7 protein-coding genes, 1 tRNA gene, 4 rRNA genes and 1 other RNA gene are annotated in these 14,399 nt (G+C 61.2%); 4 read left to right on the top strand and 9 right to left on the bottom strand.

The genetic code is table 11. From position 1 onward, the window contains the following. Positions 1–53: 53 nt before the first annotated feature. The 8 genes from N2K98_RS01105 to N2K98_RS01070 form a co-directional block, all read right to left on the bottom strand. Positions 54–141: transfer RNA gene (locus N2K98_RS01105), tRNA-Ser, on the bottom strand. 79 nt (positions 142–220) lie between these two features. After that, on the bottom strand, positions 221–868 hold the full coding sequence (locus N2K98_RS01100) for a TMEM175 family protein (RefSeq protein WP_255866539.1): 648 nt from the start codon (positions 866–868) through the stop codon (positions 221–223). 114 nt (positions 869–982) lie between these two features. After that, positions 983–1,099, bottom strand: a 5S ribosomal RNA gene (gene rrf, locus N2K98_RS01095). 279 nt (positions 1,100–1,378) lie between these two features. Then, a 5S ribosomal RNA gene (gene rrf / locus N2K98_RS01090) occupies positions 1,379–1,495 on the bottom strand. Positions 1,496–1,760: 265 nt separating this feature from the next. Further along, positions 1,761–4,895 (bottom strand): 23S ribosomal RNA (locus tag N2K98_RS01085). Positions 4,896–5,436: 541 nt separating this feature from the next. Then, a 16S ribosomal RNA gene (locus N2K98_RS01080) occupies positions 5,437–6,964 on the bottom strand. The 16S, 23S and 5S rRNA genes sit together here, the layout of an rRNA operon. Before the next feature lie 600 nt (positions 6,965–7,564). Beyond that, positions 7,565–8,317, bottom strand: coding sequence for a glucosamine-6-phosphate deaminase (locus N2K98_RS01075; protein WP_255864368.1), 753 nt, complete (start codon positions 8,315–8,317; stop codon positions 7,565–7,567). Next, positions 8,314–8,475: a hypothetical protein gene (locus tag N2K98_RS01070; RefSeq protein WP_255864369.1), complete on the bottom strand. Its 162-nt coding sequence runs from the start codon at positions 8,473–8,475 to the stop codon at positions 8,314–8,316. Before N2K98_RS01070 ends, N2K98_RS01075 begins: the two co-directional genes overlap by 4 nt. Before the next feature lie 123 nt (positions 8,476–8,598). On the opposite strand from N2K98_RS01070, the gene ffs reads away from it, so the two are divergent. From ffs to N2K98_RS01050, 4 genes are all read left to right on the top strand, one after another. Beyond that, an RNA gene (gene ffs / locus N2K98_RS01065) (signal recognition particle sRNA small type) lies at positions 8,599–8,694 on the top strand. A 78-nt stretch (positions 8,695–8,772) separates the two neighbouring features. Further along, positions 8,773–11,886 carry a DNA polymerase III subunit gamma and tau gene (locus tag N2K98_RS01060; RefSeq protein ID WP_255864370.1) on the top strand — a complete coding sequence of 1,038 codons (3,114 nt, stop codon included), beginning with the start codon at positions 8,773–8,775 and terminating at the stop codon, positions 11,884–11,886. 102 nt (positions 11,887–11,988) lie between these two features. Beyond that, positions 11,989–12,585 carry a recombination mediator RecR gene (gene recR / locus N2K98_RS01055; protein ID WP_255796148.1) on the top strand — a complete coding sequence of 199 codons (597 nt, stop codon included), beginning with the start codon at positions 11,989–11,991 and terminating at the stop codon, positions 12,583–12,585. Between the two features lie 210 nt (positions 12,586–12,795). Further along, positions 12,796–14,082 carry an aspartate kinase gene (locus N2K98_RS01050; RefSeq protein WP_255796150.1) on the top strand — a complete coding sequence of 429 codons (1,287 nt, stop codon included), beginning with the start codon at positions 12,796–12,798 and terminating at the stop codon, positions 14,080–14,082. Positions 14,083–14,156: 74 nt separating this feature from the next. On the opposite strand, the gene N2K98_RS01045 is transcribed toward N2K98_RS01050, so the two are convergent. After that, complete coding sequence (locus N2K98_RS01045) at positions 14,157–14,372, bottom strand: hypothetical protein (RefSeq protein WP_229951489.1); 216 nt, start codon at positions 14,370–14,372, stop codon at positions 14,157–14,159. Positions 14,373–14,399: the final 27 nt, after the last annotated feature.

Genomic DNA, 14,399 nt, shown 5'->3' with positions numbered 1-14,399 from the left:
TGTTTGGGCAAAAAGAAATACCCCGGTCCGAAGACCGGGGTATTTCTTTGTCCTGGCGGAGGATGGGGGATTTGAACCCCCGAGGGCGTTAACCCAACACGCGTTCCAGGCGTGCGCCATAGGCCGCTAGGCGAATCCTCCAGGCTTGCTCCCGTAGAAGCAGATATAAGACTACCCGACACAGGGCCAAACCAACGAATCGGCCCCATTGGCGGGCAGCTTAGGCCGAGCTGGTTCGTTTGCGGCCGAGGCCGTGGAGCAAGGCATTGATAACGATAATTCCCAGCCAAGACCAGGTGGCCGCCTGCGGACTCCACAGGATGGCAATGGGAATCGAGGCCAGGAAAACCGCTGGGGTGACCGGGGCACGGACCTGCGCGAACGCCGGAAGCCGCGGATCGACGTCATCCCGGAAAAGGCCCACGCGGCTGCAATAGATCCAGAGCCCGGTATTGGCGGTGCCGATAAGCCCCAGGGCCGCCGCATAAATCACGACGCCGAGCTGCTGGTCTCCATAGAACGCCAGCATGTCGGTGGCGTACCCCAGCAGCGCGACGAACATCAGCAGCACCAGGTTCAGCTGCTGCAGCCGGCCGGTAAATCCCTTCAGCAGCCGGAAGAGCCGGTGATGGCTCAGCCAATAGGCGGCGGTCACCACAAAGGACAGGACGTAAGCGCCGAACTCCGGAAGCTGGGCAGCCACGGCCGCCCCAAGCTCGCTGGCCGGCACCTGGGGAACCCGGATATCCACGGCCAGCAGCGTCATGGCGATAGCGAAGACGGCGTCGCTGAAGAACATGGTGCGGTCCAGGTCCGGACCGGAATTTACTCGGGCAAAGCCCTTGCTGCTGCTGTTTTCGCCGGCCACGGGACCATGCTTGCGCACATTCGGCAGGGGGTCGAGCCCGGAAAGCGGGGCGAAAGGTGCAGTTAAGCAAATAAGGATCCGCACATCCTTGTGCGGATCCTTATTCCAACGTATGTCCGGCGGTGACCTACTCTCCCACATCCTCCCGGATGCAGTACCATCGGCGCTGTGGGTCTTAGCTTCCGGGTTCGGAATGGGACCGGGCGTTTCCCCCACGCTATGACCGCCGTAACCCTAGCCCTGCCGGCTAATGCGGCAGGAAATCTTTGGTTACAGACTGCCCTTTCGGGTTCTGCTCTTTAAGCTTACCGCGACTTCCAGGCGGTTTTGACCACCGCGGGCCAACCGGACTTGGCCTAAAGTGTCGGAATAAACACAGTGTCTGACCTGGTCCCACCTGCGGCCGTTGCCGGTGGGCAGCCAGCAGGTTCTGTGGGGGGCTGCTGAACCGGGGCTTAAACAAGGAGAGCCCGTACCAACACTGGTACGGGCTCAACCTCTTCAAATATTGTCCGGCGGTGACCTACTCTCCCACATCCTCCCGGATGCAGTACCATCGGCGCTGTGGGTCTTAGCTTCCGGGTTCGGAATGGGACCGGGCGTTTCCCCCACGCTATGACCGCCGTAACCCTTCTACCCGCACCCACCAAAGGCGGGAGGGGAAAACAATGGTTACAACACTCCCCCGGAACCACCCCACAAAAGAGGGGTGCCGGGCAGTGCGGTAAAAATATGAACCCGCCCCCTGGACAAGGGGCAATGGTTCGGTGTTCCAGGCACAGCAACCAACGGTTGTTGTCCGGGAACCACATAGTGGACGCAAGCAGCATGATCTACAACACCCTCTATACTTTGACGGACCGTTTGAAGTCGTGTCCGTCCAGGTGCTGGTGTGGTGTAAGTTATCGGCCTATTAGTACCGGTCAGCTTCACGGGTCTTTAGTCCCCGCTTCCACATCCGGCCTATCAACCCAGTGGTCTGGCTGGGGGCCTCTCACACACAAGGTGTATGGAAATCTCATCTCGAAGCGGGCTTCCCGCTTAGATGCTTTCAGCGGTTATCCCATCCGAACGTAGCTAATCAGCGGTGCACTTGGCAGTACAACTGACACACCAGAGGTTCGTCCGTCCCGGTCCTCTCGTACTAAGGACAGCCCTTCTCAAATTTCCTGCGCGCGCAGCGGATAGGGACCGAACTGTCTCACGACGTTCTAAACCCAGCTCGCGTACCGCTTTAATGGGCGAACAGCCCAACCCTTGGGACCTACTCCAGCCCCAGGATGCGACGAGCCGACATCGAGGTGCCAAACCATGCCGTCGATATGGACTCTTGGGCAAGATCAGCCTGTTATCCCCGAGGTACCTTTTATCCGTTGAGCGACGGCCATTCCACAATGTACCGCCGGATCACTAGTCCCGACTTTCGTCCCTGCTCGAGATGTCTCTCTCACAGTCAAGCTCCCTTGTGCACTTACACTCGACACCTGATTGCCAACCAGGCTGAGGGAACCTTTGGGCGCCTCCGTTACTCTTTAGGAGGCAACCGCCCCAGTTAAACTACCCATCAGGCACTGTCCCTGACCCGGATTACGGGCCGAAGTTAGATATCCAGTATGACCAGAGTGGTATTTCAACGATGACTCCACCCGAACTGGCGTCCGGGTCTCACAGTCTCCCACCTATCCTACACAAGCCACACCGAACACCAATACCAAACTATAGTAAAGGTCTCGGGGTCTTTCCGTCCTGCTGCGCGTAACGAGCATCTTTACTCGTACTGCAATTTCGCCGAGTTTATGGTTGAGACAGCGGGGAAGTCGTTACTCCATTCGTGCAGGTCGGAACTTACCCGACAAGGAATTTCGCTACCTTAGGATGGTTATAGTTACCACCGCCGTTTACTGGGGCTTAAATTCCCAGCTTCGCCCGTAAGGGCTAACCGGTCCTCTTAACCTTCCAGCACCGGGCAGGAGTCAGTCCGTATACATCGTCTTGCGACTTCGCACGGACCTGTGTTTTTAGTAAACAGTCGCTTCCCCCTGGTCTCTGCGGCCCCGATCCCCTCCGGACAGCAAGTGTCCATCAAGGTTGGGGCCCCCCTTCTCCCGAAGTTACGGGGGCATTTTGCCGAGTTCCTTAACCATAATTCTCTCGATCGCCTTAGTATTCTCTACCTGATCACCTGTGTCGGTTTGGGGTACGGGCGGCTGGAACCTCGCGCCGATGCTTTTCTAGGCAGCATAGGATCACCGGATCCCCCCGTGAGGGGGTCCCGTCGGATCTCAGGTGCGTCATCAAAGACACCGTGACGGATTTACCTATCACGGACCCTACATCCTTAGACCAGGTCTACCATCGCCTGGCCCGGCTACCTTCCTGCGTCACACCTGTTAATACGCTTACCTCCCAGGATCAGGTCCCGTGCTCGGCCAAAACCCTCACACCACAAGGGTGATCGGGCAGGCTCCGGACGGTTAGTGTCCCCTGCTTGGTATGGGCGGTTCTTCGCCGGTACGGGAATATCAACCCGTTGTCCATCGACTACGCCTGTCGGCCTCGCCTTAGGTCCCGACTTACCCAGGGCAGATTAGCTTGACCCTGGAACCCTTGATCATTCGGCGGACGGGTTTCTCACCCGTCTTTCGCTACTCATGCCTGCATTCTCACTCGTGTAGGCTCCACCACTGGTTTACACCGCAGCTTCACTGCCCACACGACGCTCCCCTACCACTCCAGACGACTGAACCACGAAGGCTTATCTATATCTGAAATCCACAACTTCGGCGGTGTACTTGAGCCCCGCTACATTGTCGGCGCGGAATCACTTGACCAGTGAGCTATTACGCACTCTTTCAAGGGTGGCTGCTTCTAAGCCAACCTCCTGGTTGTCTGGGCAACTCCACATCCTTTCCCACTTAGCACACGCTTAGGGGCCTTAGTTGGTGGTCTGGGCTGTTTCCCTCTCGACTATGAAGCTTATCCCCCACAGTCTCACTGCTGCGCTCTCACTTACCGGCATTCGGAGTTTGGCTGACGTCAGTAACCTTGTAGGGCCCATTAGCCATCCAGTAGCTCTACCTCCGGTAAGAAACACGCAACGCTGCACCTAAATGCATTTCGGGGAGAACCAGCTATCACGGAGTTTGATTGGCCTTTCACCCCTACCCACAGCTCATCCCCTCCATTTTCAACTGAAGTGGGTTCGGTCCTCCACGACGTCTTACCGTCGCTTCAACCTGGCCATGGGTAGATCACTCCGCTTCGGGTCTAGATCACGCCACTGCATCGCCCTATTCAGACTCGCTTTCGCTACGGCTTCCCCTCACGGGTTAACCTCGCGACGTAACACTAACTCGCAGGCTCATTCTTCAAAAGGCACGCTGTCACAGCAATCAGAGCTGCTCCAACGGTTTGTAGGCACACGGTTTCAGGTACTATTTCACTCCCCTCCCGGGGTACTTTTCACCTTTCCCTCACGGTACTTGTCCGCTATCGGTCATCAGGGAGTATTTAGGCTTACCAGGTGGTCCTGGCAGATTCGCACGGGATTTCTCGGGCCCCGTGCTACTTGGGATCCTCTCCAAGCGGCAGCATGCATTCCGGTTACGGGGCTAACACCCTCTACGGCCCGGCTTTCAAACCGGTTCACCTATACATCTGCACTCACTTCACCGATCCGGCAGAATCGGTACGGAAAGTCCCGCAACCCCAGTGATGCAACGCCCGCCGGCTATCACACACCACTGGTTTAGCCTCTTCCGCGTTCGCTCGCCACTACTAACGGAATCACTGTTGTTTTCTCTTCCTGTGGGTACTGAGATGTTTCACTTCCCCACGTTCCCTCCACGCACCCTATGTGTTCAGATGCGGGTCACCCGGTCACTCGCGCGCCGGGCGGGGTTTCCCCATTCGGACATCCTGGGATCAAAGTTCGGTTATCAACTCCCCCAGGCTTATCGCAGATTCCTACGTCCTTCTTCGGCTCCTGATGCCAAGGCATCCACCGTGTGCCCTTAAAAACTTGACCACAAAGATCAATTTATTATCGCTATCGAGAAAACCACGGTCTCCCCAGGCACCCTTTTGACGGGGCACCCGGATCCACCAGGTTTTTCTGAAATTGCACTTAATATTTTAAGATGCTCGCGTCCACTATGTAGTTCTCAAACAACAACCCCGTCACACCCCTCCCCGCACCCGCAGCCCGCCCCGAAGGGAAGACCACCCGTGTACGGTTCCGGCCTGCGCAGGAACAAACAGAAACAAACCACACAACCCGTACCCTCCGGCCCCGCGCAAACGGGACAGGAAGAACCGGGGTGCCTGTTGCTTCAGGACCCAACAGTGTGCCAAACGACGAACCGGACCTACCAGGACTGCACGGGATGTTCCAGGAACCCTCCCGAAGGAGGGAACGTACTGATCCCCGCAGCCGGCATGCCGGCGCCTATCCATTGATATTCCACCCTTGAGCACCCACCGGAGAACAGATGTCTCCGATATGGGCATCTCCTGCAAAGCACACATCCGACACTGTGGACGGACATGGTCTTCGAGGTGCTCCTTAGAAAGGAGGTGATCCAGCCGCACCTTCCGGTACGGCTACCTTGTTACGACTTAGTCCCAATCGCCGGTCCCACCTTCGACGGCTCCCTCCCACAAGGGGTTAGGCCACCGGCTTCGGGTGTTACCAACTTTCGTGACTTGACGGGCGGTGTGTACAAGGCCCGGGAACGTATTCACCGCAGCGTTGCTGATCTGCGATTACTAGCGACTCCAACTTCATGAGGTCGAGTTGCAGACCTCAATCCGAACTGAGACCGGCTTTTTGGGATTAGCTCCACCTCACAGTATCGCAACCCTTTGTACCGGCCATTGTAGCATGCGTGAAGCCCAAGACATAAGGGGCATGATGATTTGACGTCGTCCCCACCTTCCTCCGAGTTGACCCCGGCAGTCTCCTATGAGTCCCCGCCATAACGCGCTGGCAACATAGAACGAGGGTTGCGCTCGTTGCGGGACTTAACCCAACATCTCACGACACGAGCTGACGACAACCATGCACCACCTGTAAACCGGCCACAAGTGGGGGACCTGTTTCCAGGCCTTTCCGGTTCATGTCAAGCCTTGGTAAGGTTCTTCGCGTTGCATCGAATTAATCCGCATGCTCCGCCGCTTGTGCGGGCCCCCGTCAATTCCTTTGAGTTTTAGCCTTGCGGCCGTACTCCCCAGGCGGGGCACTTAATGCGTTAGCTACGGCGCGGAAAACGTGGAATGTCCCCCACACCTAGTGCCCAACGTTTACGGCATGGACTACCAGGGTATCTAATCCTGTTCGCTCCCCATGCTTTCGCTCCTCAGCGTCAGTTAATGCCCAGAGACCTGCCTTCGCCATCGGTGTTCCTCCTGATATCTGCGCATTTCACCGCTACACCAGGAATTCCAGTCTCCCCTACATCACTCTAGTCTGCCCGTACCCACTGCAGACCCGGGGTTGAGCCCCGGGCTTTCACAGCAGACGCGACAAACCGCCTACGAGCTCTTTACGCCCAATAATTCCGGATAACGCTTGCGCCCTACGTATTACCGCGGCTGCTGGCACGTAGTTAGCCGGCGCTTCTTCTGCAGGTACCGTCACTTTCGCTTCTTCCCTGCTGAAAGAGGTTTACAACCCGAAGGCATTCGTCCCTCACGCGGCGTCGCTGCATCAGGCTTCCGCCCATTGTGCAATATTCCCCACTGCTGCCTCCCGTAGGAGTCTGGGCCGTGTCTCAGTCCCAGTGTGGCCGGTCACCCTCTCAGGCCGGCTACCCGTCGTCGCCTTGGTGGGCCATTACCCCAACCAACAAGCTGATAGGCCGCGAGTCCATCCAAAACCGCATAAAGCTTTCCACGGACCGCCATGCGGTGGTCCGTTGTATCCGGTATTAGACCCGGTTTCCCAGGCTTATCCCGAAGTCAGGGGCAGGTTACTCACGTGTTACTCACCCGTTCGCCACTAATCATTCTGTGCAAGCACAGAAGTCATCGTTCGACTTGCATGTGTTAAGCACGCCGCCAGCGTTCATCCTGAGCCAGGATCAAACTCTCCGTAAATGTGTTACAGACACAGCACCGAAGCCAAGGAAAATTGGCTGCAGGCACTGCACTAAATTCGAAACCGGCTAAAAAAACCGTCCCTTACCCACGGGGTGGGCGGAACGGCCTGTTCAACCAATCAAAATAAATTGGTATCAATAAACTTGGCACACTATTGAGTTCTCAAACAACAGACGCAATCCGAAAATACTCGGGAAAACAATGTTTTCCTTTTCTTCTTCGCTGCAATGTTTTATATCTTATTCCATTCCGGCGTTATTTGCAATTCGCGGTTTCCCTTGTCGGGACCCCGTGAAAAGCGTTTTTCGCCGTTCCGGACCCAGCATCCAACGGAGTCTTTCCCACCGGCCCTGCAAAGGGCGCGCACTGGTTGGACTCTGTTTTTTGTTGGGGTTTGGCCGCCATGCTCGGGCGCTTTTCCAGCGTCCCGGCCGCGGCGACTTAGAAAACTTTACACAGAATTGGCCTCCGCAGCAAATCGGATTCGGGGTGACTCCCGACACGCATTCTGCGCCCCGATTCCGGCGTCGTTTTTGCTGAGCCGAGGGCGCAGCGTCGAACAACTGCGCGGCGCCGATTTCAGCAGCACTCCCCGAACTATACGGGCGGCAACAGGGCTTCTTCGAGCCCCTGTAGCCCGGAGGCAGCCGCCTCATCCGAGATAACAGTGACCCGCGGATGCAGCTGGAGGATGGAGGCCGGGCAATCAACACCCACCGGCCCGGTCAGCGCCCGCTTCAGGATTCCTGACTTTTCCCCGCCCCGGACCAATAGCAGCAGGTGCTTGGCACGCCGGATGGTCCCCAGCCCCTGGGTAATACAGAACTGTGGAACCTCCCCTATAGAAGGGAAGAAGCGGGCGTTGGCCCTCCGCGTGGTTTCGGACAGACGCTGCACGCGGGTACGGGAGTCCAAGGGTGAGCCCGGCTCATTGAAGGCCAAATGGCCGTTATGCCCGATTCCCAGCAGCTGAAGGTCCACTCCCCCGGCACTTTCCAGCCGGCGCTCGAATGCTTCGGCTGCTTCCGCGGGGTCCTCCGCGCTACCGTCCGGTACGGCCACACAATCCGGGTCCAATCCAAGCGGGCGCGTGACCTCCCGGTCTATGACGGCGGCATAGGACTGGTTGCTGCCGGCCGGCAGTCCAACATACTCATCCAGGGCAAACGCCCGTAGGCGGGACAGGTCCAGTTCATGCTCCGCCAGCGCCCGGTACACCGGCAGGGGCGAGGACCCCGTGGCCAGCCCGAGTACCGCATCCGCGCGGTCGCGAACCAGCACCTCTATAAAGGAGGCGCCAAGCGCGCCCAGCCCGGCGGCGTCGGGCACTGTATATAGGGCGAGACTCAACGCGGCACCCTGGGAAAATCGCCGGCCAGATAGCGGGCGGGAAACAGTGCGGAACTCGGGGAGCGCTCCGGCACCCGGTACGGCAACCCGGGAAGAGCGGCGATGAGTGTCCGGGCGGCAGCCTTGACCTGCGTAGCCGGGGAACGGCGCTTCTGCATGCTGCACTCCTGATCCGGCGGGTTTTCCAGTATGGCTCCGCAGCCGGAAGATGGCTCCGCGTCCCGGAAATCCACCCGGAATCCGCCGCGAGTCGAGGCCCGGAATTTTCGGGTAGACTGGTTCCCGGCCCCTCATGTGGTGTCATCCTGTGAACTCCCCCAGGACCGGAAGGTAGCAAGGGTAAGCGGGCTCTGGCAGGTGCATGGGGGGTCTTTAATTTTTTTGAGGAAGTGGAGTTTCCACCGTGCCTGCCGCCGGAGGAAAAACCGTCAGTGCCAACCGATAGGCTTCTATCTGTGAGTACAGCCCTTTACCGCCGCTACCGTCCCGAGAGTTTCGCAGACGTGATCGGCCAGGAGCACGTCACGGAGCCGCTGATGGCGGCCCTGCAAAAGAACCGCGTGAACCACGCGTACCTCTTCTCCGGCCCGCGCGGCTGCGGCAAAACCACCTCTGCGCGCATTCTTGCCCGCTGCCTGAACTGCGCCGAGGGGCCCACCCCGGTCCCCTGCGGCAAGTGCGACAGCTGCGTTGAGCTGGCCCGCAACGGTTCCGGCAGCCTCGACGTTATCGAAATTGACGCAGCCAGCCACGGCGGCGTCGACGACGCCCGCGACCTCCGGGAGCGCGCCACCTTCGCCCCGGTCCGGGACCGCTACAAGATCTTCATCATCGACGAGGCCCACATGGTCACGTCCGCCGGCTTCAACGCCCTGCTGAAGATCGTGGAAGAGCCGCCGGAACACATCAAGTTCATCTTCGCCACCACGGAGCCGGACAAGGTTATTGGAACCATCCGGTCCCGCACGCACCACTACCCCTTCCGCCTCGTTCCGCCGGAGCCGCTGCTGGCTTATCTCGAGAAGCTCTGCGCGCAGGAGAACGTAGCGGTCGCCCCGGGCGTCCTCTCCCTGGTCATCCGCGCCGGCGGCGGGTCCGTGCGTGACACCCTTTCCGTCCTTGACCAGCTCATGGCCGGTGCCGGTCCCGACGGCCTGGACTACGAACTGGCCGTCTCGCTGCTGGGTTACACCCCCGTGTCACTGCTCGACGACGTCGTCGACGCAGTTGCCGCCGCAGACGCAGCTACCGTGTTCCGCGCCGTGGACCGTGTCATTCAGACCGGCCAGGATCCCCGCCGGTTCGTCGAAGACCTGCTGGAACGCTTCCGGGACCTGATTATCGTCAACGCCATGCCGGACAGCGCATCCACTGTGCTCCGCGGCATGCCGGAAGACCAGATCAACCGGATGCAGACCCAGGCCACGCAGCTGGGCAGCAGTGAACTGTCCCGCGCCGCAGACATCACCAACACTGCCTTGACCGAGATGACCGGTGCCACGTCACCGCGGCTGCACCTCGAACTGCTTTGCGCCCGCATCCTGCTTCCGGCCGCAGACCAGGCCGAACGCGGGACGGCCGCCCGCGTGGACCGTCTGGAGCGCCGGCTCAGCTATGCAGGCGATCCCACCGAGGCAATGGGCCGCGCCGCAGCTGCAGCGTCTCCGGTGAACACCATTCCCGCAGCCGCGCCCACGGCTTCGCAGGCCGGTACTTCCGCGCCTGCAGTGGACGAAGCTCCGTCATCTCCGCGCGGAATCGACTTTGCGGCAACACCCGCCCCGAATGCAGCAGCGGCAGCCCCTGCCGCGCCGGCAGCCTCCAGCCAGGACAACAAGCCTGCCGGAAGTTCCCTGGACTGGGGCGGCACGTGGTCCACCCCGGCGCAGACACCTTCTGCGGATGCCACTTCCGCTTCAAGCTCTGCGCCCGCAGCGGGATCCAACGGTTCCCGCCCTGCCGCCAGCGGACCGTCCCAGCCGGCGCAGTCGCAGCCTGCGCCGTCCCAGCCGGTGTCCCAGCCGACGCCGGCACAGCCGTCGCAGCAGGCACCGACTCAGCCTGCGCAGCCTCAGCAGCGGCAGGCTCCGGCCGGCGGCCCCGGTTCGGCTCCCGCCGGCGGAAGCGGCCAGATCGAAATGATCCGCCGTGCCTGGCCGGAGATCATGGATGCCCTGACCAGCATCCGCCGTGCCACCTGGCTGAACGTCAGCAAGAACTCCAGCCCGCGCGCCTTTGACGGCAAGGTACTTGAACTTGCCTTCACCAACCCCGGCGCTGCCACCAACTTCAACCGCCCCGACCATTTGGAGAACCTGCGCAAGGCGATCCATCAGGTCCTGGCGCTGGACTGCCAGATCAATCCGATCCATGACAGCTCGGCGTCAGCGGGTGAGTCGGGCCCAAAAGCCGATAGCCGGCAAGCGCCGGCATCCGCACCGGCCGCCAAGGCACCGGTAGTTCAGGCACAGCCAGCCCAGGCGCAACCGGCTCCGGCACAGCCAGCTCAAGGGCCGGTGCCAGATGGGCGAAGCGCCGGGTCCGCCGCGACTCCGGCCACCGGGACCACCAAGGTGGCCGGACCGGCTTCCAATGCCCAGGATTCGCGTGCAGACTCGGCGTCAGCCTCAGCGTCAGTCCCGGCGACTGCTTCCACACCGGGGCCGGCGAAGCCAGCTAACCGGGAAGTTCCGTCACCGCAGGTGCAGGCCGTTGCAGCGCCGGTCGCAGCACCCGCGTCCGTTGCCCCGGCCGAAACGGTTTCCCCCAACGAAGCGGCGGCACCGGGCGCACGGGTGCCCGGACCGGCAGTCGGCGCACCGGTCAACGCGGCTGCGGTTGCCCTCCGGCGCCGCTCCGGCAGTTCCAACGCCGGCAGCTCCAACGGCAGCGGAACGAAAACTACAGGCCCACGAACCGCAGGGCGGCCCGGCAGGAATAGCCCGTCGGATGAGCCCTGGCCGGACGAGCCCAGCGACCCGTTCAACGATGCGCCGGAAAGCAACGCCTGGGAAACCGCAGAGGCACCTGTGGACGTGTATTCCGGCGGACACCTTTCGGACTCCGAGTGGGCAAGCACTGACTGGGCCGGCACCGGGTCCACCACGCGTCCGGCAGGCGGAAACTCCGCGCCGGATACCCGGAACGGCAGCAGTCAGGCAGCACCGTCCGTACCCGCAGGCAGCCCCCGAGCAGGGGTGCCGGCGTCGGCCGCAGCCACCGGCTTGACCTCACGGCCCGGAACCACAACGGCTCCGGGTCAAGATCGGAGCGCAGCGGCACCGAACGTACGGACATCCGTTCCACCGACGACGACGGCCCCCGCGGCTCCCGCCGGCGGCGCTCCCAACCAGCCGCTGAGCCGCTATCAGAAGCTCCTCAATGAAGCTGCCCAGCGCGGCGGCGGATCCCCCGTCAGGGGGAGCCGCCCAGTAGACTCGACCTACGTCGAAGATGTTCCCAGCGCGGATGACATCACGCTTGAGGATTCCGGTCTGGTGGGGCGTAAGGCGATCGAACGGATTCTGGGCGGACGCCTGATTGAGGAACGCAGCCTGGACGGCCGCTGACCAGCGCCGGATCACGCCCGGCATGCCAGATCCGAGCCGCATCATGCGGAAAACCGGTAACACCCAGCTATAAACGCAGTTCAACCCAGCAGAGAAGGTTACGTGTACGAAGGTGCCGTTCAGGAACTCATCGATGAACTAGGCCGTCTTCCCGGCGTCGGGCCCAAGTCCGCCCAGCGCATCGCGTTCCACATCCTCGAATCCGATCCCGATGACATGAAGAAGCTGGCCACCGCCATTGTCACGGTCAAGGACCGGGTGAAGTTCTGCAGTGTCTGCGGCAACGTCACTGAGCAGGAAACCTGCAGCATCTGCAGGGACCCGCGGCGGGACCCGACCATGATCTGCGTGGTCGAAGAGTCCAAGGACGTGATTGCGGTGGAGCGTACGCGGTCCTTCCGAGGCCGCTACCACGTGCTGGGCGGCGCCATTAATCCGATTGCCGGCATCGGTCCGGACCAGCTGCGCATCCGGGAGCTGCTCAGCCGGCTGTCGGATGAGCAGATCTCCGAAATCATCATTGCCACCGACCCGAACCTCGAGGGTGAAGCCACCGCCACCTATCTGGTGCGGATGCTCAAGACCCTGGGCATCAAGGTCACGCGCCTGGCTTCCGGCCTGCCCGTGGGCGGAGACCTCGAATATGCGGACGAGATCACCCTGGGCCGCGCCTTTGAAGGCCGTCGGAGCATGTCCTAAGCTCGGGGTTCCCCAAGGCGCGGCGCCGTCCACGACTCGCCTGTGGCAGCAGGTTACGTGTAGGTATTTCGGGTCTTCCCGACGGCGGCGATAGACTTTCTGGACCGACGAAAGCCGCTAGTACCGCCCGCTTTCCGAGGAGAAGAGTTCGAAGCCGCGTCGAAGATGCCGGGCGCCAGCACCCACAACGAAACTTGAGAAAGTGTACGCATGAGCCTGATAGTGCAGAAATTCGGCGGTTCCTCAGTCGCGGACGCCGAAGGCATCAAGCGCGTAGCCAAGCGCGTGGTGGATACCCATGCAGCCGGAAACGAAGTGGTGGTCGTGGTCTCCGCTATGGGTGACAGCACCGACGAACTGCTGGATCTGGCCGGCCAGATCACCACGCTGAACAACGCCCGTGAAATGGACATGCTGCTCAGCGCCGGGGAGCGCATCTCGATGGCGCTGCTGGCCATGGCCATCAACCAGCTCGGCGGCTCCGCACAGTCCTTTACCGGCAGCCAGGCCGGCATGATCACCGATGCGATCCACGGCAAGGCCCGGATCATCGATGTGTCCCCGCACCGCATCAAGACCGCCATCGAGCGGGGCGACATCGCCATCGTTGCCGGTTTCCAGGGCGTCAGCCAGGACAGCCACGACATCACGACCCTTGGCCGGGGCGGTTCGGACACCACGGCGGTGGCCCTGGCCGCGGCTCTCGAGGCCGATGTCTGCGAGATCTACACCGACGTCGACGGCGTGTACACCGCCGATCCGCGGGTGGTTTCGAGCGCCCAGAAGATCGAGAAGATTTCCAGCGAGGAAATGCTCGAATTGGCTGCTTCCGGAGCCAAGATCCTGCACCTGCGCTGCGTGGAATACGCCCGCCGCTTCGGCGTTCCCCTGCACGTCCGCTCATCCTTCAGCTCACACGAGGGAACCTGGGTGCTGCCCAGCCCCGATGACAAAATCAAGATTCAAGAGGGAGAACCCTTGGAACAGCCCATCATCTCCGGCGTCGCCCATGACCGTTCCGAAGCCAAGGTAACCGTGGTGGGTGTTCCGGACATCCCCGGCAAGGCCGCGGAGATCTTCGGCATCGTGGCGGGCGCCAACTCCAACATCGACATGATCGTGCAGAACGTTTCCACGCAGGGTTCGGGCCGGACAGACATCTCCTTCACGCTGCCCATCATCGACGGCAAGGAAGCCATCGACGCGCTGAACGCCGCGAAGGCCGAAGTCGGCTTCGACTCCATCGACTACGACGAGCAGATCGGCAAGCTCTCCCTCATCGGCGCCGGCATGCGGTCCAACCCGGGCGTCTCGCACCGCTTCTTCGAGGCCCTGCACCATGCCGGGGTGAACATCGACATGATCTCCACCTCCGAGATCCGCATCTCCGTGGTCACCAGCGCCAAGCTGCTGGACAGCGCAGTACGCGCGGTCCATGCGGCGTTCGGGCTCGACGGCGACAGCGAGGCCACTGTGTACGGCGGCACCGGGCGCTAGGGCAGCTTAGGAAAAAATCTGGCAGTAAAAAGGCCGGCACCCACACGGTGCCGGCCTCTACGCGTATCGGGAGCCTATTCGGGCTTGCGCGAGACGATGTAGCTGCTGCCGTCAGCCCGGGTCACGGTTTCCCACATCGCCTTCTCCTGCGCCTGCTGCGCCTTGAGCAGGGCCTGGTTCTCCTCCGTCATCGGATGGTCCAACGACCCCTGCTGCGCGGGTCCGAAGATCAGCCGCACCTTGCCCGTGGTCCGCATGAACCGGGTTACAAAGCTTTCCTTCTCAACCATGCTGCACCTTTCCGACGGGCATTGCCG

Origin of the sequence: Arthrobacter jinronghuae (genome assembly GCF_025244825.1) — a bacterium.
Lineage (GTDB): Bacteria > Actinomycetota > Actinomycetes > Actinomycetales > Micrococcaceae > Arthrobacter_B > Arthrobacter_B jinronghuae.
Note: the sequence above shows the minus strand (reverse complement) of the source record. Positions and strands in the feature narration are given on the sequence as shown.

What these genes read in the sequence shown, in the direction of transcription:
- N2K98_RS01070 (WP_255864369.1), bottom strand. Translation starts at nt 8,475, where the DNA reads ATGCAGAAGCGCCGTTCCCCGGCTACGCAGGTCAAGGCTGCCGCCCGG.
- N2K98_RS01050 (WP_255796150.1), top strand. Translation starts at nt 12,796, where the DNA reads ATGAGCCTGATAGTGCAGAAATTCGGCGGTTCCTCAGTCGCGGACGCC.
- N2K98_RS01045 (WP_229951489.1), bottom strand. Translation starts at nt 14,372, where the DNA reads ATGGTTGAGAAGGAAAGCTTTGTAACCCGGTTCATGCGGACCACGGGC.